This is a genomic window from Paraburkholderia phytofirmans PsJN (genome assembly GCF_000020125.1).
GTDB classification, from domain to species: domain Bacteria; phylum Pseudomonadota; class Gammaproteobacteria; order Burkholderiales; family Burkholderiaceae; genus Paraburkholderia; species Paraburkholderia phytofirmans.
In genome coordinates, this window is the sequence record NC_010676.1 from 472,915 (window position 1) to 497,925 (window position 25,011).

Below are 25,011 nucleotides of genomic sequence, written 5' to 3' on the forward strand. Positions count from 1 at the left end.
CTGACAAAGCGTTTTCTGATGCAAAGAATGCGCTCGATTCATCGTTGGCGCCGCGGCCACTTATCCCACCCTGTTCGGGGAAACCCTTGTCACTCATTCCCATTCAGCGGGAATTGAATTTTTGAAATCTGAGAGCGTTCTGGCATTCTGAGTCCCTGATGAGTTGCGGGCCGGTGTCATTGTGAATACGGAACAAGGTGTGACAGGTGCTGAACGGGTGCTGCTCGTGCTGGCGGCGCTCGCCAGTCACGGTAAGGCCATGTCGGTGAAAGAGCTGCTGGCTGTCACCGGACTCGCGCAAAGCACCTTGTACCGGCAGATCGCCTTGCTCAAGCGCTGGGGCTTCGTCGCGGAGAACGCGGGGCATTACGCGCCGGGCCCCATTAGCCTGCAGTTGGCGCTGGGCTTCGACGTCAATTCGCTGCTGGTCGAAGCGAGCCGCAGCGAGATGCAGCGGCTCGCGCGAGCATCGCAGGAAAGCATTGGACTGGTGGTCGCCGTTAAACATCAGGTGATGTGTCTGGAGATGGTCGACAGCCAGCACTCGCTGCGCTGTTCGTTCGAGAAAGGACGCGCCGTGGCGCTCAAGGCGGGTGCGTCGGCGAAGTCGCTGCTCGCGTTCATGGCCGACAAGGCACGCACCGAAGTACTCGACAACCTGTTCAATGACGATCCGGCCGGCCGCGTGGCAATCGAAGCCCGGTTGGAGCAGATTCGCGCCCAAGGCTACGCAGTCAGCGACAGTGAAGTGGATCCGGGTGTCTGGGGTGTGAGCGCCCCGATATTCCATCGCAGCGGACGCGGCGCCGGCAGCGGCGCGTCGATCACGCTGATGGCGCCGTCCACGCGCGCCGTCGGCCGCGAAAGCCAATTCATCGACGGGACGCTACGTACGGCCCGCGCCATTTCCGAGCGTATGCAAACCGATTGACTGGACGAAACCGCTTGCGACCGGAATTCAATCTGGATTCCGAACGAAATTAAAAAACCACAAGGAACCTATCCAATGAAGCTGCAACGACTGTTGTCTCTCGCCTGCGTCACGGTTGCCGTGACTTTCGCCGGCTTCTCCGGCGCCGCATCGGCGCAAACGCCGGATGTGCTGAACGTGGCCACCGACGCTACCTTCCCGCCCATGGAGTACACCGAAAATGGCGCACGCACCGGCTTCGACGTGGACCTGATGAATGCGCTCGCCAAGGCGATGGGCAAGAAGGTGCAATGGACCGACATCGACTTCAAAGGTCTGATTCCCGGCCTGATCGCCCACCGTTTCGATGCGGCGATTTCCGGCATCTACATCACCGACGAACGCGCGAAGGTGGTCGACTTCACCGACTCCTACTATGCCGGAGGCCTCGTCGTGCTGGTGAAGAGCAATTCGCCTATCAAGTCGGTGGAAGAACTGAACGGCAAGAAAGTCTCGGTCCAGGTGGGCACCAAATCGGTCAACTTCCTGCGCGACAACTTCCCGCAGATCAATCGCGTGGAAGTCGAAAAGAATCAAGAAATGTTCGATCTCGTGGGCATTGGCCGCGCTGACGCCGCCGTAACCGGCAAGCCGGCCGCCTATCAGCTCGTGAAGACGCGCGGCGGTTTCCGTGTGCTCGACAAACCGCTTACGACCGAAGCGTATGGGATTGCCGTGCGCAAGGACGAGCCGCAACTGAAGGCCGCGTTCAATACAGCGCTCGCGAAAATCAAGGCCGACGGCACGTATGCGGCGATCGTCAAGAAGTGGTTCGGCGCAACGGCGCAATAACCGGCTAAGCGAAACCAATGGAACTCGATTTTTCGCCGGTCATTGCCGGCTTGCCGGACATATTGCACGGCGCCGTGGTGACGGTCGAAGTGACCGCCGCTTCGCTCGCGCTGAGTTGCGTGCTGGGCCTACTGATCGGCATTGGGCGGCTCACGCCGAAACGGCGCATCGTGTACGGCTTTTGCACGGCGTACCTGACGTTTTTCCGCGGCACGCCGCTGCTGGTGCAGCTGTTTCTGTTGTTCTTCGGCTTGCCGCAATTCGGCATTCTGTTGCCGGCGTTTGTGTGTGGCATGTTGGGACTCGGCTTGTATTCGGCGGCTTACGTTTCGGAGATCGTGCGTGGCGCGATTCAGTCGGTAGACCGCGGACAGATGGAAGCGGCGCGCTCCATCGGCATGTCGTCGGGACAGGCCATGCGCGCGATCATTCTGCCGCAAGCCATCGTGCGGATGATCCCGCCACTCGGCAACGAGTTCATTGCGTTGATCAAGAACTCGGCGCTGGTGTCGCTGCTGACCATCGACGATCTGATGCATGAAGGGCAGAAGATCATCAGCGTGTCGTACCGCTCGCTCGAAGTGTATCTGGCCATCGCGCTGGTGTATCTGGTGTTGACGCAGGCGACCAATTACGCGCTGCATCGTGTCGAGCGCCATTTGCGCGCGGGAGGGATGGTGCAATGAATACCGTGACCAACCTCAGTGAACCTATCGTCAGCATTCGCGGACTGACGAAGTCGTTTGGCTCGCATACCGTGCTCAATGGCATTGACTTCGATATTCAACCGCAACAGGTTGTGGTGGTGATCGGTCCGAGCGGCTCGGGCAAGAGTACGTTTCTGCGCTGCTGCAACGGGCTCGAGCAGGCGGAGGGCGGTACGATCGATATCTGCGGGCATCGGCTGGTCGATCAGGGGGAGATGCTCAAGGAGCGCTCGTTGAACGAGTTGCGCACCGAAGTCGGCATGGTGTTTCAGTCGTTCAATCTGTTTCCACATCTGTCGGTGCTCCATAACATTACGGTCGGCCCGCGCATGTTGCGAGGCGCCAGCAAGGCTGAGGCTGAAGCGGCCGCGCTCGCGTTGCTGGAGAAAGTCGGACTTGCGCACAAGGCGCATGTGATGCCGGCGAGCTTGTCGGGCGGTCAGAAGCAACGCGTTGCGATCGCCCGTGCGCTAGCCATGCAGCCGCGCGTAATGCTGTTCGACGAGCCGACTTCGGCGCTCGATCCCGAGCTAGTCGGCGAAGTGCTGCAGGTGATGAAGTTGCTCGCGAGCGAGGGCATGACGATGGTGGTCGTCACGCACGAAATGGGTTTCGCGAAAGAAGTCGCCGACGTAGTCGTGGTGATGGACGGCGGCGTGATCGTCGAAGCAGGTCCACCGGCAGAGATTTTCTCCGCGCCTTCGCAGCCACGCACGCGAGCTTTCTTGCAGGCGGTGTTGTCGCGCGCATGAGAGTTCCATTCGATGACAAGATGTGGGCGGGCCGCTCGGACGACGGCGAGCCCGGCGACACGCGGCGAGTTTTCAATCAGATCGTGCCGTTTGACGGTTCGCTTCGTGCCCATGGCGATACGACGGTGGTTGTTGGCTTCGGCTCCGATGAAGGAGTGCGCCGCAATCAAGGCCGCACCGGCGCGGCGCATGCGCCGAAGGAATTGCGGCGTGCGCTGGCGGGCTTGCCCGCTAAGAATTCGATGGCGATGCTTGCCGACGCGGGCGACGTTGCGTGCGACGACGGCGACCTCGAAGGCGCGCAAGCCGAATTGGCAAACGTGATTAGCGAGGTGCTGGCGAGCGGAGGCCGGCCCTTGGTATTCGGTGGCGGGCATGAGGTGGCGTGGGCAACGTATTGTGGATTGGTTTTGCATCAACATCGGCGTGAGGCTGACGAATCCGCTACGCCTCGCAAACTGCTCATCATTAACTTCGACGCGCACTTCGACCTGCGCCAGAAGCGTCCCGCGAACTCGGGCACGCCGTTCGACCAGATCGCGAACGACTGCGCGGAGCGCCGCGTGCCATTCAATTACGTCTGCTTCGGTATCAGCGATCTGGGCAACACGGCTTCGCTGTTCGTGCACGCGCAGCGTCTCGGCGTTCGCTACGCACTCGACGTCGACATGCAGGAAACGCAACTGCCGCTACGCTTGCAAGAGCTCGATCTGATGCTGGACGAAGCGGACGATGTCTATCTGACCATCGATCTCGACGTGCTTCCCGCGGCCACCGCGCCGGGCGTCTCGGCGCCTGCGGCGCTGGGCGTGCCTCTCTTCGTGGTCGAGGAGATGGTGCGACGTGTCCGTGGCTCGGGCAAGCTGCGCGCGGCGGATATCGCGGAGTACAACCCGTCGCTCGATCAGGACAGGCGCACCGCGAGGGCGGCGGCGCGCTTGGCTTACCGCTTGCTCTGAGAACGCATCTGTCTGGCGGCAACCGGCGGTCAGGTGGGTGCCGCGACCCGGAAATGGGTGTCGGACCGGCCGCATTGCGCCGCCCGTGCAGGCGTAAGAGCAGATGCAGCAACACTGTATTCAAACCAACCAGCCTTGACGCTGTGCGTATGCACATATAGACTCCACCACATGAACCGTCCCATCTCCTACGACGAATGCAACTGCTTCGCGCTGCGCCAGGCGGCCCGGCACGTCACGCAAATCTACGAACGCCACCTCGGCGAGGTAGGCCTGACGGCTGCGCAGTTCACGATTCTCGCCAAACTCGCGCGCGTGCCGAATCTGCCCATGGTGGATCTGGCGGACGCGATGGTGATGGAACGCACCACGCTGGTTCGCGCCATGAAACCGTTGCAGCGTGACGGTCTGGTGGCGGCCGAAGCGGCGGAGCACGACGGCCGCACATTCCTGTTCAGCCTGACGAAAAAGGGCGAAACCACGTTCGATCAGGCTGCCATCGCCTGGCGCGCCGCGCAGGACGAGTTCGAAAAGAAGTTCGGCCACGCGCGAGCCAAAACGCTGCGCGCCGAACTCTTCAGCATCACCGGCTAGTTGAGGCGTACCCGCTCGTTCCGGCGAGCATTGGTCCGCCTGCTTATGTGCATACGCACTCACAAACGAGGAAGTGCAGCGATGGAACGATTCTTCGACGACGACTGCTTTGCCATCCGCCAGGCCGCGCGCTATGTCTCGCAGATATACGACCGGCACCTGGCGAATGTCGGGCTGACCATCACGCAGTTTTCGCTGCTGGGACGGCTCAAACGCACCGGCCCCATGACGATGAAGCAACTGGCTGAAACCATGCGCATGGAACGCACCACCCTGGTCCGAACGATCCAGCCGCTGCGCCGCAACGGTCTGGTGTCGAGCGAGGCGCTCGGCGCCGACGCGCGCGCGCTGACGATCGCGCTCACGCTGGCAGGCGAAGAGCGTCTCAAGGCCGGCGGTGAACATTGGCATGCCGCGCAAGCCGAATTCGAGCATCGTTTCGGCGAACGGCGCGCGGCGGCCTTGCGAGGCGAGTTGTTCGCCATCACACGGGATTCAATCTGAAGTCGCGGCTACGGCTACGGCGACGCACGGCCGGCGCGATCCGCGCGCTTTTTTTTCAACGCAACGAGTGCATACGCACATATCGACATCATGTCCACTACTCCATCGACAATCGCTCCGCCGAGCGCGGCGCAGACCGCCAAACCGGCACGTCGCATTCCGTGGATGCTGCTCGCGGTCATCACGGTCCTTGCCGTGCTGGCGCTTGCGGCGTCGTACTGGTTCTTCGTCGGCCGCTTCGTCGAAACGACTGACGATGCCTATGTGGGCGGCGATGTCACCGTGATGGCGCCGAAGGTGAACGGCTTCGTTACGGACGTGCTGGTCCACGACAACCAGTTCGTCCACGCGAACGACGTGCTGATCCGGCTGGATGCGCGCGACTACGACGCGCGGCTCGCGCAGGCCACGGCGGAAGTGCAGAGCGCACAAGCGTCGGTGACCGAACTGCAGGCGAAGAAGTCCTTGCAGCTCGCCACCATCAACGAGCAGGCCGCCGAGGTCCGCGCGTCCGGCGCCGAACTGACGCGCAGCGCCGCGGACCAGACGCGCTACCGCGAACTGGTGAAGGACGACGCGGTATCGAATCAGGTCGTCGAACGCGCGGACGCCGATCTGACCAAAGCGCACGCGGCGGTCGATCGCAGCAGCGCGGCACTGATCGCGGCGCAACGTCAGATCGCCGTGCTCGACGCGCAGATCGGCGACGCCGAGGCGCGCATCGCGACCGCGCAGGCCGCCCAGCGTGTCGCGGCGCTGAACGTGGAGTACACGACGATTCGCTCGCCCATTGACGGCTATGTCGGCAATCGCACGGCGCGTGTCGGCCTGCTGGCGAACACCGGCGTATCGCTGCTGACCGTGGTGCCGTCGAGCGGATTGTGGATCGACGCCAACTTCAAGGAAGATCAGTTGAAGAAGATGCGCGTCGGCGACAGCGTCGATGTCGATCTCGACGCATCGAGCACGCCGATTCACGGCGTGGTGGAAAGTCTGGCGCCGGCCACTGGCGCGACGTTCAGCGTGCTGCCCGCGGAGAACGCCACTGGCAACTTCACGAAGATCGTGCAGCGCGTGCCGGTGCGTGTGCGGCTCGATGTGCCGAAGTCCATGCAAGGCGTGCTGCGCCCCGGCTTGTCGGCCACGGTGAAAGTGCATCTCGATAGCGGCGACACGCCGGCGCGTGGATGAGCCGATCATGACTCAAGTTCTCGCCAACCCCGCCGACCTGCCGACGCGAATCAAGGTCCTGGCGTTCACGTTGATGTGCGTCGGGTTTTTCATGGCGACGCTCGATATCCAGATCGTGGCGTCGTCGCTCAAGGACATCGGCGGCGGCTTGTCCGCGAGCCAGGACGAACTCTCGTGGGTGCAGACCTCCTATCTGATCGCTGAAATTCTGGTGATCCCGATGTCCGGCTGGCTCACCCGAGTGTTTTCCACGCGCTGGGTGTTCGCGTTTTCCGCGCTCGGCTTCACGGTCACCAGCATGCTGTGCGGTCTCGCGTGGGACATCAACTCGATGATCCTGTTCCGCGGCTTGCAGGGCGCGCTCGGCGCCGCGATGATCCCGACGGTGTTCACCACCGCATTCGTGCTGTTCCCCGGCAAGCAGCGCCTGATCGCCTCGACCACCATCAGCGCGCTCGCCACGCTCGCACCGACCATTGGTCCGGTGATCGGCGGCTGGATCACGTCGCAATGGTCGTGGCACTGGCTGTTCTATCTGAACCTCGTGCCGGGCCTCGCCGTCACGCTGTTGGTGCCGAAGTACGTGCACTTCGACAACGTCGATTTGTCGCTGCTGAAGAAAGGCGATTACCTGGGCATCCTTCTTATGTCCGGTTTTCTGGGTTGCCTCGAATACGTGCTGGAGGAAGGGCCGCGCAAGAACTGGTTCGGCGATCACGTGATCCTGACGTGCGCGTGGATCACCGCGATCTGCGGGTTTCTGTTCCTCGTCCATGCGTTCACGGCAAAAGAACCGATCGTCGATTTGCGTGCGTTGGCGATCCGCAACTTCGGTATCGGCAGTCTGCTGTCGTTCATCACCGGGATCGGGATTTTCTGCGCGGTGTTTCTGACGCCGGTGTTCCTGTCTCGTGTGCGTGGCTTCGATTCGTTGCAGATCGGCGTGGCGTTGCTGTCGGTCGGCTGTTTTCAACTGGTCGCGATGGTGGTGTATTCGGTGGTCGCGCGCTTTATCGACATGCGGATTTTGCTGGTGTTCGGTCTCGTGCTGTTCGGCGTCGGCTGTTATCTGTATGTGCCGCTGACCAATCAATGGGGCTGGCACGAGTTGCTGATTCCGCAGGCGTTGCGCGGCATCGGCCAGCAGTTCTGCATTCCACCCATCGTGACGATGGCGCTGGGTTCGTTGCCGATGTCGAGGCTGCGTTCCGCCAGCGGCCTGTTCAATCTGATGCGTAACCTCGGCGGCGCGATCGGCATTGCGGTAAGCAGCACGATGCTCAACGACCGCCTGAACCTGCACTACGAGCGGCTCGATGAACATCTGAACGTGGGCCGTCCGGTAGTCGAGTCGATCCTGCAGCAGCAAAGCGCGCATTTCGCCGCAGTGGGCGGCAACGTGCTGAACGCGGCCAACGCCGGACTCGGTGAATTGCATGCGTTGCTGATGCGTGAAGCGCTCGTGCTCACGTTCTCCGACACTTTCTTCGCCTTGTCACTGTGTTTCCTGGTCGGGCTGTTCAGCGTGCTGTTCTCGCGCCCGTTCGGCAACACCGCACCGCCGCCCGATGCCCATTGAGGAACTCAACATGAAACCGATCCTTGTCAAAGTCCTGGCGAGCGCCGCCTTGCTGACGCTCGCGGCGTGCGCGGTGCAACCGGAAACGCACGCCGATTTGCCGCAAACCGTGAAGACGGTCGCGCCCGCCGCGTGGAATGTCGACGCGCCGCAAGACAGCGTGAGCGCCAACGCGTGGTGGGACCAATTCGGCGACCCGGTCATGCATCAGCTGGTCGAATCCGTGTTGACCGGCAATCTCGATGTGCAGGCAGCGGTGGAGCGCGTCAGGCAGGCGCAGGATCTGGCGAAGCAGAATCGCGCGGCGCTGCTGCCTGAGTTGAACGCGAGCGCGACGGCGTCCGACTCGCGTCAGAACACGCCGCCGCCGCTCGGTTATGTGCGCCAGGCCGGCGTCGGCTTGACGGCGAGCTGGACGCCCGATGTATTCGGCGGCGAACGTCTTGCCGTGCTGGCGGCGCAGGCGCAGGTGTCGGGGCGCCAGTCGGCATTGAACGAGGTGCGCCTCGCACTCGCGGCGAATACCGCCGCAGCGTATATCGATCTGCGCTGGGCGCAATCGCAGTTGCAGATTCTGAGCGACAACGAGCAGATCCGCGCACGCGCTTTGAAGCTCACGCAGCAGCGGCTGCACTATGGGCTGTCGACGCAACTCGACGTCGCGCGCGCGCAGAACCAGCTCCAGGATTTGCAGGCGCAGATTCCGCGCGTGCAATCTGCGGTGCAGCATCAATTGAGTCTGATCGCGGTGTATTCGGGGCGCACGCCGGAGAGCGTCGACAGCCTGCTGCTCGCCAACGCACGCGATATTCCGGTGCCCGCGCAAAGCGTGCCGCAGATGCTGCCTTCGGAGGCGCTTCTGCAGCGTCCCGATGTGCGTACCGCGTACGCGACGGTCGAGCAGCGCGCAGCGGAAGTGGGCGTGTCGAAAGCGCAGCGCTATCCGCAGTTCCGGCTCAATCTCGCCGACGGCCTGCTGGCCTCGTCGTACCTCGGCTTGCCGACGCTGACCGACAACCTCTTCAGCGCGGCTTTGAACGCGACGAGCCCGATCTTCAACGCGGGCCGCATCACCGCGAATATCGACGCGAGCGAAAGCCGCATGCGCGAATCGCAACTCGGTTTGCAGCAAACCATGCTGCAAGCGCTGAAGGAAATCGAGGACAACCGCAGCGATCTGGTGAGCGGCGCGGTGCAGGTGCAACGTCTCGGCGGCGCGCTCGATGCGTCGAACCAGGCGCTGCATTTGTCGAGCGAACTGTACAAGGGCGGCGCGGCGGATTTTCTCGATGTGCTCACCGCACAGGAGGCGTATCTGCGTGACGCGGAGTCCTTGAACCAGGCCAAGCGCGAGCATGCGCTCTCGGCGGTCGCGTTGTACCGCTCGCTCGGCGGCGGCTGGGATGTGCCCGACGCGGTCACGGCGGTGTCGTCGAGCAACTGAACGCTTGAACACGCGATCGACCGATGCACGGGCATGACCAATGTGGTGTTGAACCAACTGGAGAGAAACGATGGCGAATCAACGAGAAGTAGTGATCTGCAATCCGGTGAGAACGCCGATCGGCGCGTTCGGCGGGGCATTGAAGGAGGTGCCCGCGACTACGCTCGGCGCGGTCGCCGTGCGTGAGACGTTGCGCCGCAGCCGGCTCGACGCGGCCGAGTTGGCGTCGGTCGTGATGGGCAATGTGATTCAGGCCGGCAACAAGATGAATGCGGCGCGCCAGGCGTCGATCGGCGGCGGTGTGCCGGTGGCCGTGCCGGCGTTGACGGTCAATCGCGTATGCGGCTCGGGCGCGCAGGCGATCGCGTCGGCGGCCCAGGAAATTCTGCTAGGTTTGGGCGACGCGGCCGTGGCCGGCGGCATGGAAAACATGGACCGCGCGCCGTATCTGCTCGACGGCGGCCGCTGGGGCTACCGCATGGGCAACGCGCAGATCCACGACAGCCTGTTGCGCGACGGCCTTAACGATGCGTTTTCCGGCGAGCATTCGGGTTGGCATACGGAAGACCTCGTCGCGCAATTCGATATCACGCGTGAAACTCAGGACCGTTGGGCCGCGCGTTCGCAGCAGCGCTTCAGCGAAGCCCAGGCGCGCGGCGATTTCGACGCCGAACTGGTTGGCGTGGAAATAGCCGGGCGCAAAGGCCCGCAGCATTTCACGCGCGATGAACAACCGCGTCCCGACACCACGGTGGAAACGCTCGCGAAACTGCGTCCGGCATTTCGCCCCGACGGCACGATCACCGCGGGCAACGCGCCCGGATTGAACAGCGGCGCAGCCGCGATGCTGGTGGCCGAGCGGGGTTTCGCGGAAGCACGCGGCATCGCGCCGCTCGCGCGTCTCGTGTCGTATGGCGTCGCCGCGGTCGAACCCGGCATGTTCGGCCTCGGTCCCGTTCCGGCGGTGCAGATGGCATTGGCGCGAGCCGGTTGGCAACTGCACGATGTCGAGCGTTTCGAGATCAACGAAGCGTTTGCCGCCGTGCCGATCGCGGTCGCGCGCAAACTCGGCATTGCGGACGAGTTGATTAACGTGCGAGGCGGCGCAATCGCGCATGGTCATCCGATCGGCGCAACGGGCGCCGTGCTGACCACGCGCCTGCTTCATTCGATGCAGCGCGATGGGATCAAACGCGGCATCGTGACGTTGTGCATTGGCGGCGGTCAGGGCATCGCGTTGGCATTGGAAATGCTGTGAGTTTGAAGCGATAGCGGCAGGGTGCGTCGGCGTGCGAAATACATGTCGATGCACCTCGCCGCGAATCCCTGAAATGCGCGACGCATCAACCGTGGCGCATTTATGGGCACTAGAGTGCGGGCCTATATTTAAAGGTTTTATTCCGGCATCGGTTTCGTTTAGCATCACTGCCACTTTCACAAGAACACCACGAGACATGGCACTGATCGTTAGAAACATCCTCGGCATTGCGGTACTGCTGCTTATCGCTTTTATCTTTTCCACCAATCGGCGCGCTATCCGCTTACGGACTGTAATCAGCGCGTTGCTCGTGCAAATAGGCATTGGCGCATTCATTCTGTTCGTGCCCTTCGGCAAGTCGATCCTTTCGGGTGCGGCTTCCGCTGTCAATCATGTGCTTGGCTACGGCAACGCGGGCATCGAGTTCCTGTTCGGCGGGCTCGTGCAAGCGAAGATGTTCCAGGTCTTCGGCGACGGTGGTTTCGTATTTGCCGTGCGCGTGCTGCCGGCCATCATCTTCGTGACCGCGTTGATCTCCGTGCTGTACTACCTCGGCGTGATGCGCTGGATCGTGATCGTGCTCGGCACGGTATTTCAGAAGCTGCTCGGCGTGTCGAAGATCGAATCGTTTTCCGCGGTCACTACGATTTTTCTCGGCCAGAGCGAAATGCCCGCCGTCGTCAAACCGTTCACGGCCGAGATGACTGGCGCGGAATTGTTCGCGGTGATGTCGAGCGGCATGGCGGCTGTCGCCGGTTCGGTGCTGGCGGGTTATGCGGGCCTCGGCGTGCGCATCGAGTATCTGCTGGCGGCGTCGTTCATGGCGGTGCCGGGCGGCTTGCTGTTCGCGAAGATCATTCACCCTTCCACCGAACCGAGCCGTGTGCATCTGGAGAACCTCAACTTCGACGAGAAGCGTCCCGCCAATATCATCGAAGCCGCGAGTTCCGGCGCGACCGTCGGCCTCAAAATCGCGGTGATGGTCGGTGCGATGCTGATCGCGTTCGTCGGGCTGATAGCGTTGCTCAACGGAATTGTCGGCGGCGTGGGCGGCTGGTTCGGTCATCCGCAACTGTCGATGCAATCGGTGCTCGGCGTGATATTCGCGCCGCTCGCTTATCTGATCGGCGTGCCCTGGAACGAGGCTACGATTGCCGGCAATTTCCTCGGCCAGAAAGTCATTCTCAACGAGTTCGTCGCCTATGCGTCGCTGTCGCCGTATCTGAAAGACGCCGCGAGCGTGAGCGCCGCCGGTCTGGCGGCGCTCGATCCGCGTACCATTGCTATCCTGTCGTTTGCGTTGTGCGGCTTCGCGAACTTCTCGTCTATCGCGGTGCTGACGGGCGGCTTTAGCGCCGTCGCGCCGGCACGCCGTGCCGAAGTTGCGCGTTACGGCCTGCGTGTCGTGCTCGCCGCGACGCTCTCGAACCTGATGAGCGCCACGATTGCGGGCATGTTCATTACGCTGAATTGAATCGAGGATTGCTGGATGAATATGGAACAACTGTTGGAACGCGCGGGCGTTGCGCGAGAAAAGGCCTATGCGCCTTATTCGAAATTCAAGGTCGGCGCGGCGTTGCTGACCAAAGACGGCCAGGTGTTCGACGGCTGCAACGTCGAGAACGCTTCGTACGGTTTGTGCAATTGTGCGGAACGTACCGCATTTTTCAGCGCGATTGCGGCGGGTTATCAGCGTGACCAGTTCGCCGCGCTCGCGGTGATCGGCGATACGGACGGCCCGATCGCGCCGTGCGGCGCGTGCCGCCAGGTGATTATCGAACTGGGCGGCCCTGAACTGCCGATTCGCCTCGGTAACCTGCATGGCGCCACGCGCGACACCACCGCGCGCGAACAATTGCCGGACGCGTTCTATCTATGAGCAGGCACAAGGTCATCTACGACACCGATCCGGGCGTGGACGATGCCATGGCGCTCGTGTTTCAGGCGCTGCATCCGGATATCGAACTGCTCGGTCTAACGAGCGTATTCGGCAACGCCACGATCGCAACGACCACGCGCAACGCGCGCTTTCTCGCCGGACGGTTCGCCGCCGGCGTGCCGGTCGCGCAAGGCGCGGCAGCGCCGCTCAAGCGCACCGCGCCCGAGCCGCTCGCATGGATTCACGGCGACAACGGGCTCGGCAATATCGCATTGGATACAACGGACGAAGCCCCGCTCGATGCACGTCCCGCGCACCGCTTCATCATCGACACGGTGCGCGCGCATCCCGGCGAAGTGACGCTGCTCGCCGTGGGCCCGCTCACGAACCTGGCGCTCGCGCTCGCCGACGATCCGCAGATCGCCACGCTCGTCAAACAGGTGGTGATCATGGGCGGCGCGTTCGGCACGGACGGCGTGCTCGGCAACGTCACGCCCGCGGCGGAGGCCAATATCCTGGCGGACCCGCACGCCGCCGACATCGTGTTCGGCGCGGCGTGGCCGGTGGCGATCGTCGGGCTGGACGTCACGCAGCCCACCATCATGAGCCGCGAGTATCTGGCGTCGCTGCGCGAGCGCGGCGGCGCGGCCGGTCAGTTCGTATGGGAAGTGTCGCGGCACTACGAGGCGTTTCACGAGCAAAGTGCGCAGCTGGCGGGCATCTATGTGCATGATTCGTCGGCGGTGGCGTATGTGCTGGCGCCACATCTCTATACAACGCGCAGCGGCCCTGTGCGTGTATTGACGGACGGCATCGCGGTGGGCCAGACCATCCAGAAGCCGTCGACCATGCCCGTGCCCGCGCCGGCGTGGGATAGCCGGCCGGACTGCAAAGTGTGTATCGGCGTGGACGTGCCGGGTATGCTGGCGCTTTACGAGCGCACCATTTGCGGCACGCTGTGAAAGAGACGCTTACCCGACGCATTCGCGGCATTGCCTGATTTGACCAGAGGTAAGCCGCTGTGCAATGCAACACGCCGCTCAACACACCGGTTCGCGGCAATCCTGGCCGGTGCCGATCTTCAATCTTTGCTACATTCTGCACACGCACTGCATTCGCGCCCCCTGAAACTCCGGCTCGTGGACGCAAGCGCGTGATCGAAATCTCTCAAGAGGCCAAAGATGCGAATTCTAGTAGTAGGGGCGGGCGCCGTAGGCGGCTATTTCGGCGGGCGTCTCGCAGCGGCGGGCCAGGACGTGACCTTCCTCGTGCGTCCCGGCCGGGCGGAAAAGCTCAAGCGTGACGGGCTTGTCATCAGCAGCGTACGCGGCGATCTCAAGCTGCCCGATCCGCAGACGATTCTCGCCGGCGTCAGCGCCGAGCCCTTCGATCTCGTGCTGCTGAGCTGCAAAGCCTTCAGTCTCGACGACGCGATCGATTCCTTCGCGCCGCTCGTCGGCGAGTCGACGCTGATTCTGCCGATGCTCAACGGCATGCGTCATATGGAGGTGCTCAACGAAAAGTTCGGCGCCGCACGCGTGCTGGGCGGGCAATGCGTAATCGCCGCCACGCTCAATGCCGAGCAGCATATCGTGCATCTTAACGACACCCACGCGATCACGTTCGGCGAACAGGCCGGCGGCGCGTCGGAACGTGTTCAGGCAATCGCCGAAGCCATGGGCGATGCGAATTTCGACGCCGTGATCAGCGACAACATCTTGCTGCGCATGTGGGAGAAGTGGGTGTTCCTGGCCACATTGGCGGGCGGCACGTGCTTGATGCGCGGTTCGGTCGGCGATATTCTGGCTGCGCCGGACGGCAAGCGCGTGATCGAGAACCTGCTCGGCGAGTGCCGCGCGGTGGCCGAGCACAACGGCTTCACCATGGGCCCGGACTTCGACGCACGCGCCACGCAAACGCTCTTCACGCCTTCGCCGCTCACCGCGTCCATGTTGCGGGATGTGGAAAATCACTCGCATACCGAGGCGGATCATATTCTCGGCGATCTGATTTCGCGCGGCGGCGACGCGCAAAAGGGCGAGCACGGTTTGTCGTTGCTGCGTATCGCCTATAGTCATCTGAAGACGTATGAAGCGAGGCAGGCCCGCACGTCCTGAGAGATGCCACGGGCACGAATCGGGACTTCGCAGGCATGGCGGACAGTCTAACGTTCAGAGGTGAAGCATGCCGACTCCCATCGGATCAGTGCCCGCACTCAGTGCCGCTTCGGCCACGATCTTCTCGATCGGCATCGTCTTTCTCGGCTACTGGGGTTTGTATGAGCCGATACAGTGGCGAGCCGCCGACGTCTTCGTGTTCGTGTTCGCGCTGATCGGTTTCGGTTGCCTCGGGCTCGTGCCGTGGGTCGCCACGAGTCCTGTCGAACCCGAAGGCAGCGATAGCCGGATTCGCATTGCGCGGCATCTGTTTCTTGCCGGCGTGGCGGGGATCTGGCTTGCGGTGGCGATGTCGGTGATTTTCTAGAACGACAGCCATGCTCACACATAGAAAACGCGCGCCTTGCACAGTTGCATGGCGCGCGTTTTCGTTGATGCGCAATCGGTCAGCGCCTAGCGCTCGATCTGCCGGTTCCAGCGCGTGTCCCACTGCGCGCGGTGCGCGTTGATCGTATCCCAATCCACGACCGTCACCTTGTGCACCAGATCGTCGATGTTGCCGAGACTCTGCTGCATCGGCGGCGTCATCTTCGCAAGACGGTTGGTGGGAATCTGACGGCCGGCTTCCGCGGCCTTGGTTTGCGCCGGCGCGGACAGCAGGAATTGCGCGAGCTTCTGCGCCAGTTGCGGATCGGGGTTGTTGTTGACCACGCACAGGTCGACCAGCAGCAGCACCGGGCCTTCTTTCGGATTCACATAGCCGACCGGAATGCCCTTGTCCGCCAGATCGCCCACGGCGGTCGGCGTCAACGGGAACAGGCCCGCTTCGCCGGTCTGGACCATTTCGGAAATCTTCGCCGAATTCGGCACGTACTCGACCACGTTCGGGCCGACCGTGGTTGCCCATTTCGTGAAGCCCGGTTCCACGTTCTGCTCGCTGCCGCCCATCAAGCGGTTGATGGCGAGAAAGCCGTGCAGCCCGAAGGTACTGCTCGACGCCGACTGGAACACCACTTTGCCTTTGTATTTCGGATCGGCGAAATCCATCCATGAGGTCGGCGGCGCCCAGCCTTTTTCAGCGAACAGCTTCTTGTTGTACGCGATGCCGGTCATGCCGAGTTGCACGCCCGCGCCCATGTCGTCCTTCATGCGCGCGAACGGATAGAGTTCCTTGAGCACGGGCGCATCGTCGAGCTTCTTGCACACGCCCATGCTGATCGCGCGCGCCATTACGCCGTCGTCGAGAAACACCACGTGAATCTGCGGGTTGGCCTTGTTGGCGAGCAGCTTGGCGAGAATGTCCGACGACGTGCCCGGCACCACCACCACCTTCACGTTGTTGGCCTTCTCGAAGTCGGGCAGCACCTGGCTCGTATAAGCTTTCTCCATCGGGCCGCCATTCATGCCGATGTAGATCGTCTTGGTTTGCGACCAGGCCGGCGCGGCCGCGCCGAATGCACATAATGCGGCCAGCGCCGCGAGCGTCTTGAACAGTTTCATCGAGGGGCTCCTGAGGTTCACTATACGAAAACTTAAGCGACCGGTGAGGTCGCGACAGCAGCAAAACGGCCAATCGAAAAAGCGTCGAGTGGCGTGACGGTGGCGCCGTCGGCGACGAGATCGGCGAGCACTTCGCCGACGCCCGGCGCGAGCAGGAAGCCGCCGCCTGAAAAACCGAATGCATGCAACAGACGCGGCACGGTACGGCTCGCACCGATGATCGGATTGCTGTCGGGCGTTTCGCCCTCCACGCCGCTCCACGTACGGATCAGCAGCGCCTCGCGCAGCGCGGGCAGCAGCGCGCACGCGTCGCGCATCACGGCGCGCGTGGTGTCCGTCGACGGCTGGCCGTATTCGCCGTCGCCATGTCCGCGCCCGCCGCCGATCACGCAATTGCCGCGCGCCACTTGCCGCGCGTAGATGCCGCCGCCGTACACGCCCAGGTTGTGCGTGATGAAAAGCGGCAGCGGTTCGGTGACCCACATGTTCGGGTAGATCGGTTTCATCGGCGCGGTTTCGCCGAAGTAACCGGCCACCGTATTCGCCCACGCGCCCGCCGAATTGATGAGCCAGTCGGCACTGACGCGCAGATCGCCGGCGCGCAGTTGAAAACGCGTGCCGTCGTGATGAATGTCGGTGAGTTCGGTTTGCTCGCGCACGTCCGCACCGGCGGCCCGCGCTGCGCGCGCGAAGGCGGGCGACACCAGCCGCGGGTTCGCATGGCCGTCGGTCGCGCACAGCGAGCCGCCTACCGCCGCCGGCCCGAGCCACGGGTAGCGCTGGCGGAACGCCGCGCCGCTGACGAGTTGCGCGTGCAGTCCAAAATCGCGTGCCATGTCGGCCCACGTCTGCAGCGCGGCGAGATCGCTTTCGCTACGCGCGAGGCGCAAATGTCCCGACACCGTGAACTCGCCGTCGATGCCGATCAACTCCGGCAAGCGGTCCCAGATGCGCCGTGCGCGAATGGCGAGCGGCATCTGTTCGACCGGCCGTCCCTGACAGCGCACGCCGCCGTAATTCACGCCACTTGCCTGCGCGCCGCAATAGCGCCGCTCGAACAGGCCGACGCGCAAGCCGCGCTTCGCGAGCGCCAATGCCGCCGATGAACCGACCAGGCCGCCGCCCGCAATCGCGACGTCGTAATGCAGCGTGTTACTCATCGCGCGCCTCCGCGGGAATTTCGGCGAGGTCGTCGGCATACATTTCCGGCGCGAGCGGAATCGGTTTGACGGGCGGCTGGCTGCGCAAACGGCCGACTGCGTCGAGCGGCTTGCCGGTTTCCTCGGCGAGGAGAGTGAGCGCGGCTTCGCCGCACATGCGCCCCTGGCAGCGGCCCATGCCGACGCGCGTGAGCGCCTTCAGCCGGTTGATCTCATTCGCTTCGCCGCCGCGAATGCAGCGTCGCAAGGTACCCGCGTCGATCTCTTCGCAGCGGCACACGGTCATGTCGTCGGGCCATTGCGACGCGCAGTTGGCCGGTGGCGCGAAAGCCGTTTCGATGCCCTCGCGAAACACCGCGATACGTTTCAGACTACGCTCGATCGATGCCGCGTCGGGCATGCCCGCACCACGCGGATGCGCGATGCCGAGGTCGTCGAGCAAAGCGAGCGCGGCGCGGCGGCCGGCCAGTTCGGCGGCGTCCGCGCCGGCGATGCCCGCGCCGTCGCCGGCAAGATAGAGACCGCGCACGGAACTGCGTCCCGCCGGGTCGACTTCAGGCAGCCAGCACCGGTTGGTCGCATCGAAACGGAAGCGGCAGCCCGCGAGATCGGCGAGCTGCGTTTCGGGTTTCAGGCCGAAGCTCACGCCGACCGCGTCGCATGCAATGGTTTCGGTCGGCGAGCCTTCACGCGAAGCGCGCCATTCGAGCGCTTGCACACCATCCACGCCGCGAATGCCCACCAGCGTCACATCGCGCTCGATCCGCACGCCATGCGTTTTCAGCCAGCCGACGTAGTACAGACCTTTGGCGAACGTGCCCGGCAGACGCGCGAGTTTCGGCGCCGCGGCGATCTGCTGTGAGAACGGACTCGTGTCGAGTACGGCCACGACCTGCGCGCCCGCTTTCACGTACTGATACGCCACGAGATATAACAACGGTCCGGTGCCGGCCAGCACGACGCGTCGGCCGATCGCGCAGCCTTGCGCCTTCAGCGCGACCTGGGCCGCGCCGAGCGTGTAGACGCCGGGGAGAGTCCAGCCCGGCACCGGCAGCACGCGGTCAGTCGCGCCGCTGGCAATGATCAGGTGCGAGAACGGCACGCGCAGTTCGCGTCCCGCGTGCAAGGTATCGAGGCGACCGGCTTCGCAGGCCCACGCGAGCGTGTCGGGACGATAGTCGAGATGAGGCAGAAGCGCGGCCATGGTCGAGTGCAAGGCTTCGGCCTTGTGCGCTTCGAAACCGTAGAGCGTTTTTTTCGAGCGCTCGAAGCCGCCGTTCGCCGGCGGTTGCCGATAGATCTGGCCGCCCCAGCGCGCGTTTTCGTCGATCACGATCGGCTTCACGCCGGCCGCGACCAGCGTCTCGGCGGCGCGTACGCCCGCCGGCCCGGCGCCGACGATCACGATGCGGCGTTCGTCGCTCATCGGGCCTCTCCGTTTTCGTCCGCGGCGCCGGCACTGGTTACTACAGCAGCGATCCGGGTGAGCACGCGCATGCCTTCGGTCACGGGCGTCGAGCACGCGCGCACGCGTTTGCCGTCTTCGGTGCGCATCCAGCAGTCCTGACATGCGCCGATCAGGCAGAAGCCGGCGCGCGGCGCGCCGCTGAATTCGCTTTCGCGCACGCGGCGTTGCTGCATCAGCACGGCTGTCAGCAGCGTATCGCCTTGCAGTGCGGCGACTTCCTGGCCGTCGATAAAGAAGTGCAGCGGTTCACGCCGCGTTTCCGCCAAACGGATGAACTGCGATGCGGCATTTTGAGTGGACGGCAACGTGGACGGCATGAGAGCGTGGTCGGAAGAAGACATCAGTGCTGGCCGATCAGAATGCGGTTCAGGCCATACACGCGGTCGAGCAGCAGCATCGCGCCACCGGTAATGAAGATCACCAGCGCGGAGACGGAGGCCATCATCGGATCGATCGATTCGGTCGCGTACATGTACATGCGCACCGGCAGCGTGACGGTTTGCGGCGAGGTGACGAAGATCGACATCGTCAATTCGTCGAAGCTGTTGATGAAGGCCAGCAGCCAGCCGCCGGTAATGCCCGGCAGAATCATCGGAAAAGTGATGCGGCGAAACGTGGTCCACGGATCGGCGCCGAGCGAGTGCGCGGCATGCTCGATGCTGCGGTCGAGGCCGCTCACCGAAGCCAGCACGAGCCGCATCACGAACGGCGTGATGATGATCATGTGCGCAAGCACGAGCCACGCGAACGAGCCGGTTGCGCCGATCAGCGCGAAGAAGCGCAGCAGTGCGATGCCGAGTACGAGGCCGGGAATCACGAGCGGCGACAGCAGCAGGCCGTTGAGAAAGCTGCGCCCCGGAAAACGCGCACGGCCGATGGCGAGCGCGGCGGGCAGCGCCACGATCAGCGACAGCGTCGCCGAAGCGAATGCCAGCTTCAGGCTGTTGAAGAACGCGCCGATGAAATCCGGGTAATTGAGAATCGCGCGGAACCAGCGCAACGAGACGCCGTGCGTGGGTAGCGTGAGCGTTTCGTCGGGCGTGAAGGCGACCAGCACGACGATCACGAGCGGCGCGAGCACGAACGCAATCACGAGCGTGTGGAAGATCAGCGCGATGGGGCCGTTTTTTCTCATGATGACTTCACTGAATGTGCTGACGAGAGGGCCGATAAATTAACCGAGGCTTCGGGTGTACTTGCGTTCCAGAACCCGGTAGTACGTGAGCATCACAATCAGATTCGCGACCAGCAGCAGAAGCGCGATGGTCGCCCCGAGCGGCCAGTTCAGCGAGCCGAGGAATTCGTCGTAGACGGCGGTGGCGGCCACTTTCAGGCGTCGACCGCCGAGCAGGCCGGGAATCGCGAAGGCGCTCGCCGACAAGCCGAACACCATCAGGCTGCCCGACAGAATGCCCGGCGTCAGTTGCGGCAGAACGATGCGGCGCAGCGTGGTGGCGGGCGACGCCATCAGCGACAGCGCGGCGTTTTCCGTTTGCGGGTCGAGCTTCTGCAAAGCGGTCCACACTGGAATCACCATGAACGGCAGCATCACGTGCACGAGTGCGATGACGATCGCGAAGGTGGTGTACTCGAGTTTGTACGGCCCGAGTCCGACCAGACCGAATGCCTGGTTCACGAGGCCGTTGGTGTTGAGCAGCATGCTCCAGCCGAACGCCCGCACTACCACCGAAACGAGCAGCGGCGCGAGAATCACCAGCAGGAACATCGAGCGATACGGATCGCGCATTCGAGAGAGCACGTACGCTTCCGGCGTGCCGATTACGATGCACAGCAGCGTCACCAGAAACGCAATGCCGAAGGTGCGCAGAAAGATGGTGTGGTAATACGACGAGCTCAGCACTTCTGCGTAATTGCCGAACTGGAACGCGGCGATCGGTCCGCTGGCCGGATCGAAGCGATAGAAGGTCAGCACCAGCGTCATCAGAAGCGGCACAAGCACGAGCGCCACGAACAGCAGAAAGGCCGGCGCGCACATCAGCCAGAGCGGCAAAAACGCGTGCCATGGCGCGCGGCGGACGTTGCCGGATTTCATGTCGGGATTGTCGGCGGCGGGCAGCGTACTAGCCATGATGCGCGTCCCGTTGAATGAAGCGGATCGCCTCGCTGTTCCAGTCGACGCCGACCGTCGCGCCTTCGGGCAGCGGTTCCGTGCCTTCGTTCTGGCAGCACACCAGCACTTCGCCAAGGCGGCTGTCCAATCGGTACAGCCATTGACTGCCGAGAAAGAAGCGGCTCGTCACGGTGGCCGGCACACGTCCCGCGTTCGGTGCGCACAGCCGCAATTTTTCCGGACGGATGCACAAGGTCACCGCGTCGCCGACGCCGACCACGCGCTCGCGCGCCGGCAATTGCGCCGTGTGTCCCGTCTCGGCGAGATCGTGGCCTAGGTCGATGCGGATCGCGTCGCCGTCGCGCGCCACCACGGTGCCCGGCAGCATGTTGGCCTTGCCGATGAACTGCGAGACGAACCGATTTTCCGGGCGCTCGTACGCTTCGTACGGCGTGTCGATCTGCGTAATGCGGCCGGCTTCCATCACCACCACGCGATCGCTGATCGACAGCGCTTCGGATTGATCGTGCGTCACCATGATGGTGGTCGTGCCGATCTTGCGTTGAATGCCGCGTAGTTCGAACTGCATGTCTTCGCGCAGTTTGGCGTCGAGATTGGACATCGGTTCGTCGAGCAGCAGCACCGGCGGCGCGATCACAATGGCGCGGGCAAGCGCCACCCGTTGACGCTGACCGCCGGAGAGTTCGCGCGGAAAGCGATGCGCGAGCGTATCGAGGCGCACCAGCGACAGCGCTTCGCGAATACGCTCCTTGCGCTCGGCCTTGTCGATGTTGCGCATCTCCAGCCCGAAGCCGACGTTGTCCGCGACGCTCATGTGCGGAAACAGCGCGTAGCTCTGGAACACGATGCCGAGACCACGCTTGTTCGGTTTCATGTGCGTGATGTCGCGGCCGTCGAGCGTGATGCGTCCGTGCGTCGTCTCGACGAAGCCCGCGATCATCTGCAAGGTCGTGGTCTTGCCGCAGCCGGACGGCCCGAGCAACGAAACGAACTCGCCTTTTTCCACCGACAGGTTCACGTCGGCGACTGCCTGCAGATCGCCGAACGATTTCGTTACGTCCGTGAGTGTGAGGAACGACATGATCTGGCCTTTGGATGGTTCGACACCGGTTCAACCGACTACTGCCTCGATGACGCCGACTCTAGCTAGCCAAATTACCGTCAGTCAATTTCAAATTCCGTTTAACGGTATAAGATTCGAAAAAATTCCGCTAAACGAAATGTATTTGTTGAAACCGATGGCGAGTGTTCCGCTGCATGACCTCCGGAAAATCCCTATGAATTATCGGCACAACGTTGGCACTCGGGAACGCGATCATGATTCCGCTGACGGATAAAACACTTTATAGTGTTCCGATCAGTGAAATAATCCGAAGCCATTGAAATGAATCCTGCCGCCAAACGAGATACTCACCCCGACACCGCAGACACAGGCAGCGCTCCCGGCCCCGGCATGTTGGAGCGTGCGTTCGCGGTCATCCGCGCATTGTCCGAAGCGCAACCGGACGGCGGACGCGTCACGCGTCTCGCGAAAGCGGTCGGGCTGACACAGGGCACCGTGCATCGCATCCTGCATGCGCTGATCGCGGAGGGCATCGTCGAGCAGGACGAAAGCTCCAAGCTGTACCGGCTAAGTGTGGATTTTTTCGCGCTCGCGGCGCAGGCCGGCAATCCGAGCGGCATGCGCACGCTATGCCGTCCTGCGTTATTGCGTCTGTGCGCGAGTCTCGGCGATACGATCTTTCTGCTCGTCAAAAGCAGTTTCGACGCGGTGTGCCTCGACATCTGCGAGGGGCCGTTTCCGATCCGCTCGTTCACCGGCGATATCGGCGGGCGCGTGGCTCTGGGAGTCGGGCAGGGCAGTCTGGCGATTCTCGCGTTTTTGCCCGAGGCGGAGCGCGAAGAGATCATCCGCTTCAACGTGCCGCGCATTCGCGGCTACGGCGTGCTCGACGAAGTGTATTTGCGCACCGAGATCGAACGCGTGCGCCAGTTGGGCTACGCGGGCCGCAATAGCGGCGTGCTCGATGGTATGGCGGGCGTGGCGGTGCCGATTCTGGACCGCACGGGCGTGGCGGTGGCGGCGTTGAGCGTCGGCACGCTGGCCGCGCGTCTCGGCGACGATCGTCTGCCGATGGTGGTCGAATTGCTGCGGCGGCAGGCCGATGCGATCGGCCCGCAAACCAATCCTTTCGATGTCGCGTTGCGCCGGCCGATGCATGGCTTATCGCGAGCGATGACCACTGAGCGGATCACCGGCTGAACGCATGCGCGACGAACGAGGCAGCGCGCAAACCGTGCCGCCTCGATCCGCTTAGAACACCTTCACCGGCACATTCACGACCAGCCGGTACTCCATATTGTTGCCGTCCGAGTAGTGATACTGGCTGTTGTGCCACATCGCGATGAACGTAACCTTCGTGTCCTTGAAGCGTCCGCTTTGCAGCGTGTAGCTCGGAATGAAACCGAACTCGTGATGGTGGCCATGCACCGGCTCGCCGTTCTTCCAGTACAGATCATGCAGCGGCGCCGAAGGCGAGGCATTCTCCGCCGCACCCGCCGACGCATCCGCGCCCCAACCGTATTGCCCCCAGAACATCGCCTTGAGCCCGGGCACGCCGGCGTATTTGCCGTCGAACGTATAGCGCAATTGCAGCGACTGTTCGTGTGGCGCGTTGTAGTCCACGTCCATCGAGTTGGTCAGGTAGATACCGTTGGTCTCGTTGACGTAGTCGAAGAACTGGTCGCCGAGCACCTGCTGGTAGCCGAGCAGCAGCGCATGCGGGCCGTGCTGCGCGGAGACCGACACGCTGTACGCATTGCTGTTGATGTGCCCCTGACGCGACGCGCCGGTGTCGTGCGTCGAGTAGATGTTGGCGAGACCGCTCCACTTGATGGTGGTCGGATCGCCGAACGATTGCGCAACAGAACCGTAGTACTGACGCCAGACGTCGTCGGCCTGATCGACGTACAGCGCCATCTCGCCGTTCTTCGCGTAGTGCCACGTGCCGCCCACATACGTGAGGCGATCGATCCGCGTGCCGCCGTACGAGGTGGTGAGATTGGTCAGGTTGGTGTGGCCGCGCGCGTCGACTTTGGTGAAGCTGCCGGCCTGAAGCTCAGTGTGCGCGAGATCGTTGCTGACCATCGAGACGCCGAGGAAGGTCGGCGGCAACGCGCGGTTGTCGTGCGGTTCGAGGAACGGGTTCGTCACGTCCTGCAAGCCGTACTTCACGACTGTTTCCGAAATGCGTCCTTTGATGTCGTACATGCCGGGATACGCCCACGCGAGTTGCTGCGAACCGCCGCCGTCCTTGCCCACGTGCACCATGTTGCCCGCGCCGTTGCCGCCGTCGAGCTTGAGCGCGCCGAACAGCGACGCATCGATGCCGAAGCCGATCAGTCCTTGCGTGTAGCCGGATTCAAAGTTGGCCTGCGCGCCTTGGACCCACGCGTGACGGTAGATCGTGTTGGGTGCCTGGAAGTAGTCGGAGTAGTTGCGAAACTGCAGATTCAGATGGCTGTCCGCGATAAAACCCTTGCTCGCCGCCTGGCTCGACGGCGGCGCGGGCGGCGTGACTGTCTGGCTGGCCTCTGCGTTGACGATGGCGTTCGTGGTGTCGGGCTGGTCGTTACGCACCTGGCCGCCTTGTTCAGCGCGACGCTTGCTGGACGAGTTGTTTTGCTGCGTGGTTGTGGGCTGCGCGGTCTGTGCGAGTTGCGCGGGGGACGACAACGTTTGCGCGACCGTTTGAGTTTTAGACGCCTCGGAGGTGGGCTCCGTGACGCCGTCGTCGGCATACGCGTTTGCAGCCAATGTCAGTGCGGGAAGCGTGAATGCGCAGTAAAAGAACGTTGCTGCTCCGGTTTTTTTTGACCGGTTTTTTGATCGGGTATCTTTCATTAAGTACGTCTCTGATTATTGTGGTGAATCTTTGGCTGGCGGTTAGCCAGTCCATGCTTATCGCTCGTTCCGCGGTTGGCAGGACGAACGAATCCAGCGGCGCGACGGCCCGCCGCGCCGGGAATACGGTTTAATCTTTCG

25 protein-coding genes are annotated in these 25,011 nt (G+C 63.1%); 17 read left to right on the forward strand and 8 right to left on the reverse strand.

Features of this window, described 5'->3' with window-relative positions:
- The first annotated feature begins 181 nt into the window (after positions 1–181).
- From BPHYT_RS21905 to BPHYT_RS21980, 16 genes are all read left to right on the forward strand, one after another.
- Positions 182–931, forward strand: a complete 750-nt coding sequence (locus BPHYT_RS21905) for an IclR family transcriptional regulator (RefSeq protein WP_012426301.1) — start codon at positions 182–184, stop codon at positions 929–931.
- Between the two features lie 75 nt (positions 932–1,006).
- Positions 1,007–1,762 carry a transporter substrate-binding domain-containing protein gene (locus BPHYT_RS21910; protein WP_012426302.1) on the forward strand — a complete coding sequence of 252 codons (756 nt, stop codon included), beginning with the start codon at positions 1,007–1,009 and terminating at the stop codon, positions 1,760–1,762.
- A 17-nt stretch (positions 1,763–1,779) separates the two neighbouring features.
- Positions 1,780–2,448: an amino acid ABC transporter permease gene (locus tag BPHYT_RS21915; protein ID WP_012426303.1), complete on the forward strand. Its 669-nt coding sequence runs from the start codon at positions 1,780–1,782 to the stop codon at positions 2,446–2,448.
- Positions 2,445–3,221 carry an amino acid ABC transporter ATP-binding protein gene (locus BPHYT_RS21920; RefSeq protein ID WP_012426304.1) on the forward strand — a complete coding sequence of 259 codons (777 nt, stop codon included), beginning with the start codon at positions 2,445–2,447 and terminating at the stop codon, positions 3,219–3,221. The genes BPHYT_RS21915 and BPHYT_RS21920 overlap by 4 nt, the downstream gene beginning before the upstream one ends.
- The gene (hutG, locus tag BPHYT_RS21925) at positions 3,218–4,180 is read left to right on the forward strand and encodes a formimidoylglutamase (RefSeq protein ID WP_012426305.1); all 963 of its coding nucleotides are present in this window, start codon (positions 3,218–3,220) and stop codon (positions 4,178–4,180) included. Before BPHYT_RS21920 ends, hutG begins: the two co-directional genes overlap by 4 nt.
- Positions 4,181–4,351: 171 nt before the next feature.
- Positions 4,352–4,774: a MarR family winged helix-turn-helix transcriptional regulator gene (locus BPHYT_RS21930; protein ID WP_012426306.1), complete on the forward strand. Its 423-nt coding sequence runs from the start codon at positions 4,352–4,354 to the stop codon at positions 4,772–4,774.
- A gap of 81 nt (positions 4,775–4,855) precedes the next feature.
- The gene (locus BPHYT_RS21935) at positions 4,856–5,278 is read left to right on the forward strand and encodes a MarR family winged helix-turn-helix transcriptional regulator (protein ID WP_012426307.1); all 423 of its coding nucleotides are present in this window, start codon (positions 4,856–4,858) and stop codon (positions 5,276–5,278) included.
- Between the two features lie 90 nt (positions 5,279–5,368).
- The gene (locus BPHYT_RS21940) at positions 5,369–6,469 is read left to right on the forward strand and encodes an HlyD family secretion protein (RefSeq protein ID WP_012426308.1); all 1,101 of its coding nucleotides are present in this window, start codon (positions 5,369–5,371) and stop codon (positions 6,467–6,469) included.
- Positions 6,470–6,476: 7 nt separating this feature from the next.
- Complete coding sequence (locus BPHYT_RS21945; RefSeq protein ID WP_012426309.1) at positions 6,477–8,048, forward strand: DHA2 family efflux MFS transporter permease subunit; 1,572 nt, start codon at positions 6,477–6,479, stop codon at positions 8,046–8,048.
- A gap of 10 nt (positions 8,049–8,058) precedes the next feature.
- Positions 8,059–9,492 (forward strand): efflux transporter outer membrane subunit, encoded by a 1,434-nt coding sequence (locus tag BPHYT_RS21950; protein WP_012426310.1) that lies wholly within the window; start codon positions 8,059–8,061, stop codon positions 9,490–9,492.
- A gap of 70 nt (positions 9,493–9,562) precedes the next feature.
- Positions 9,563–10,750 carry a thiolase family protein gene (locus tag BPHYT_RS21955; protein WP_012426311.1) on the forward strand — a complete coding sequence of 396 codons (1,188 nt, stop codon included), beginning with the start codon at positions 9,563–9,565 and terminating at the stop codon, positions 10,748–10,750.
- Between the two features lie 196 nt (positions 10,751–10,946).
- Positions 10,947–12,224: a NupC/NupG family nucleoside CNT transporter gene (locus BPHYT_RS21960; protein ID WP_012426312.1), complete on the forward strand. Its 1,278-nt coding sequence runs from the start codon at positions 10,947–10,949 to the stop codon at positions 12,222–12,224.
- Between the two features lie 15 nt (positions 12,225–12,239).
- Positions 12,240–12,629 (forward strand): cytidine deaminase, encoded by a 390-nt coding sequence (locus tag BPHYT_RS21965; protein ID WP_012426313.1) that lies wholly within the window; start codon positions 12,240–12,242, stop codon positions 12,627–12,629.
- Positions 12,626–13,591, forward strand: coding sequence for a nucleoside hydrolase (locus tag BPHYT_RS21970; protein ID WP_012426314.1), 966 nt, complete (start codon positions 12,626–12,628; stop codon positions 13,589–13,591). The genes BPHYT_RS21965 and BPHYT_RS21970 overlap by 4 nt, the downstream gene beginning before the upstream one ends.
- A gap of 219 nt (positions 13,592–13,810) precedes the next feature.
- On the forward strand, positions 13,811–14,746 hold the full coding sequence (gene panE, locus BPHYT_RS21975; RefSeq protein WP_012426315.1) for a 2-dehydropantoate 2-reductase: 936 nt from the start codon (positions 13,811–13,813) through the stop codon (positions 14,744–14,746).
- A gap of 67 nt (positions 14,747–14,813) precedes the next feature.
- On the forward strand, positions 14,814–15,113 hold the full coding sequence (locus tag BPHYT_RS21980; protein ID WP_012426316.1) for a hypothetical protein: 300 nt from the start codon (positions 14,814–14,816) through the stop codon (positions 15,111–15,113).
- Between the two features lie 86 nt (positions 15,114–15,199).
- Here BPHYT_RS21980 and BPHYT_RS21985 read toward each other — a convergent pair whose 3' ends face one another.
- From BPHYT_RS21985 to BPHYT_RS22015, 7 genes are read right to left on the reverse strand one after another with little or no spacing between them, the layout of a single operon-like run.
- Entirely contained in the window at positions 15,200–16,246 is a 1,047-nt protein-coding gene (locus BPHYT_RS21985; protein WP_012426317.1) for an ABC transporter substrate-binding protein, read from the reverse strand.
- A 32-nt stretch (positions 16,247–16,278) separates the two neighbouring features.
- Complete coding sequence (locus BPHYT_RS21990) at positions 16,279–17,406, reverse strand: NAD(P)/FAD-dependent oxidoreductase (RefSeq protein ID WP_012426318.1); 1,128 nt, start codon at positions 17,404–17,406, stop codon at positions 16,279–16,281.
- Positions 17,399–18,832: an FAD/NAD(P)-dependent oxidoreductase gene (locus BPHYT_RS21995; RefSeq protein ID WP_012426319.1), complete on the reverse strand. Its 1,434-nt coding sequence runs from the start codon at positions 18,830–18,832 to the stop codon at positions 17,399–17,401. Before BPHYT_RS21995 ends, BPHYT_RS21990 begins: the two co-directional genes overlap by 8 nt.
- The gene (locus tag BPHYT_RS22000; protein WP_012426320.1) at positions 18,829–19,215 is read right to left on the reverse strand and encodes a (2Fe-2S)-binding protein; all 387 of its coding nucleotides are present in this window, start codon (positions 19,213–19,215) and stop codon (positions 18,829–18,831) included. The genes BPHYT_RS21995 and BPHYT_RS22000 overlap by 4 nt, the downstream gene beginning before the upstream one ends.
- On the reverse strand, positions 19,215–20,009 hold the full coding sequence (locus BPHYT_RS22005) for an ABC transporter permease (protein ID WP_012426321.1): 795 nt from the start codon (positions 20,007–20,009) through the stop codon (positions 19,215–19,217). The genes BPHYT_RS22000 and BPHYT_RS22005 overlap by 1 nt, the downstream gene beginning before the upstream one ends.
- Before the next feature lie 39 nt (positions 20,010–20,048).
- Positions 20,049–20,963 (reverse strand): ABC transporter permease, encoded by a 915-nt coding sequence (locus BPHYT_RS22010; protein ID WP_012426322.1) that lies wholly within the window; start codon positions 20,961–20,963, stop codon positions 20,049–20,051.
- A complete protein-coding gene (locus BPHYT_RS22015) occupies positions 20,956–22,047 on the reverse strand; it encodes an ABC transporter ATP-binding protein (protein ID WP_012426323.1) in 1,092 nt (363 codons plus the stop codon). The genes BPHYT_RS22010 and BPHYT_RS22015 overlap by 8 nt, the downstream gene beginning before the upstream one ends.
- 303 nt (positions 22,048–22,350) lie before the next feature.
- Here BPHYT_RS22015 and BPHYT_RS22020 point away from each other — a divergent pair, with 303 nt between their 5' ends.
- Positions 22,351–23,229, forward strand: a complete 879-nt coding sequence (locus tag BPHYT_RS22020) for an IclR family transcriptional regulator (RefSeq protein ID WP_012426324.1) — start codon at positions 22,351–22,353, stop codon at positions 23,227–23,229.
- Positions 23,230–23,280: 51 nt separating this feature from the next.
- Here BPHYT_RS22020 and BPHYT_RS22025 read toward each other — a convergent pair whose 3' ends face one another.
- Complete coding sequence (locus BPHYT_RS22025) at positions 23,281–24,870, reverse strand: OprD family outer membrane porin (protein ID WP_012426325.1); 1,590 nt, start codon at positions 24,868–24,870, stop codon at positions 23,281–23,283.
- Between the last annotated feature and the right edge of the window lie 141 nt (positions 24,871–25,011).

Bases quoted from the DNA above. Each gene is read 5' to 3' on its own strand.
- BPHYT_RS22000 (WP_012426320.1), bottom strand. From the start codon at position 19,215: ATGTCTTCTTCCGACCACGCTCTCATGCCGTCCACGTTGCCGTCCACT.
- BPHYT_RS21920 (WP_012426304.1), top strand. From the start codon at position 2,445: ATGAATACCGTGACCAACCTCAGTGAACCTATCGTCAGCATTCGCGGA.
- BPHYT_RS22025 (WP_012426325.1), bottom strand. From the start codon at position 24,870: ATGAAAGATACCCGATCAAAAAACCGGTCAAAAAAAACCGGAGCAGCA.
- BPHYT_RS21930 (WP_012426306.1), top strand. From the start codon at position 4,352: ATGAACCGTCCCATCTCCTACGACGAATGCAACTGCTTCGCGCTGCGC.
- BPHYT_RS21985 (WP_012426317.1), bottom strand. From the start codon at position 16,246: ATGAAACTGTTCAAGACGCTCGCGGCGCTGGCCGCATTATGTGCATTC.
- BPHYT_RS21960 (WP_012426312.1), top strand. From the start codon at position 10,947: ATGGCACTGATCGTTAGAAACATCCTCGGCATTGCGGTACTGCTGCTT.
- panE (WP_012426315.1), top strand. From the start codon at position 13,811: ATGCGAATTCTAGTAGTAGGGGCGGGCGCCGTAGGCGGCTATTTCGGC.
- BPHYT_RS22005 (WP_012426321.1), bottom strand. From the start codon at position 20,009: ATGAGAAAAAACGGCCCCATCGCGCTGATCTTCCACACGCTCGTGATT.
- BPHYT_RS22020 (WP_012426324.1), top strand. From the start codon at position 22,351: ATGAATCCTGCCGCCAAACGAGATACTCACCCCGACACCGCAGACACA.
- BPHYT_RS21970 (WP_012426314.1), top strand. From the start codon at position 12,626: ATGAGCAGGCACAAGGTCATCTACGACACCGATCCGGGCGTGGACGAT.
- BPHYT_RS22010 (WP_012426322.1), bottom strand. From the start codon at position 20,963: ATGGCTAGTACGCTGCCCGCCGCCGACAATCCCGACATGAAATCCGGC.
- BPHYT_RS21955 (WP_012426311.1), top strand. From the start codon at position 9,563: ATGGCGAATCAACGAGAAGTAGTGATCTGCAATCCGGTGAGAACGCCG.
- BPHYT_RS21990 (WP_012426318.1), bottom strand. From the start codon at position 17,406: ATGAGTAACACGCTGCATTACGACGTCGCGATTGCGGGCGGCGGCCTG.
- BPHYT_RS21945 (WP_012426309.1), top strand. From the start codon at position 6,477: ATGACTCAAGTTCTCGCCAACCCCGCCGACCTGCCGACGCGAATCAAG.
- BPHYT_RS21935 (WP_012426307.1), top strand. From the start codon at position 4,856: ATGGAACGATTCTTCGACGACGACTGCTTTGCCATCCGCCAGGCCGCG.
- BPHYT_RS21950 (WP_012426310.1), top strand. From the start codon at position 8,059: ATGAAACCGATCCTTGTCAAAGTCCTGGCGAGCGCCGCCTTGCTGACG.
- BPHYT_RS21965 (WP_012426313.1), top strand. From the start codon at position 12,240: ATGAATATGGAACAACTGTTGGAACGCGCGGGCGTTGCGCGAGAAAAG.
- BPHYT_RS21995 (WP_012426319.1), bottom strand. From the start codon at position 18,832: ATGAGCGACGAACGCCGCATCGTGATCGTCGGCGCCGGGCCGGCGGGC.
- BPHYT_RS21980 (WP_012426316.1), top strand. From the start codon at position 14,814: ATGCCGACTCCCATCGGATCAGTGCCCGCACTCAGTGCCGCTTCGGCC.
- BPHYT_RS21910 (WP_012426302.1), top strand. From the start codon at position 1,007: ATGAAGCTGCAACGACTGTTGTCTCTCGCCTGCGTCACGGTTGCCGTG.
- BPHYT_RS21940 (WP_012426308.1), top strand. From the start codon at position 5,369: ATGTCCACTACTCCATCGACAATCGCTCCGCCGAGCGCGGCGCAGACC.
- BPHYT_RS22015 (WP_012426323.1), bottom strand. From the start codon at position 22,047: ATGTCGTTCCTCACACTCACGGACGTAACGAAATCGTTCGGCGATCTG.
- BPHYT_RS21915 (WP_012426303.1), top strand. From the start codon at position 1,780: ATGGAACTCGATTTTTCGCCGGTCATTGCCGGCTTGCCGGACATATTG.
- hutG (WP_012426305.1), top strand. From the start codon at position 3,218: ATGAGAGTTCCATTCGATGACAAGATGTGGGCGGGCCGCTCGGACGAC.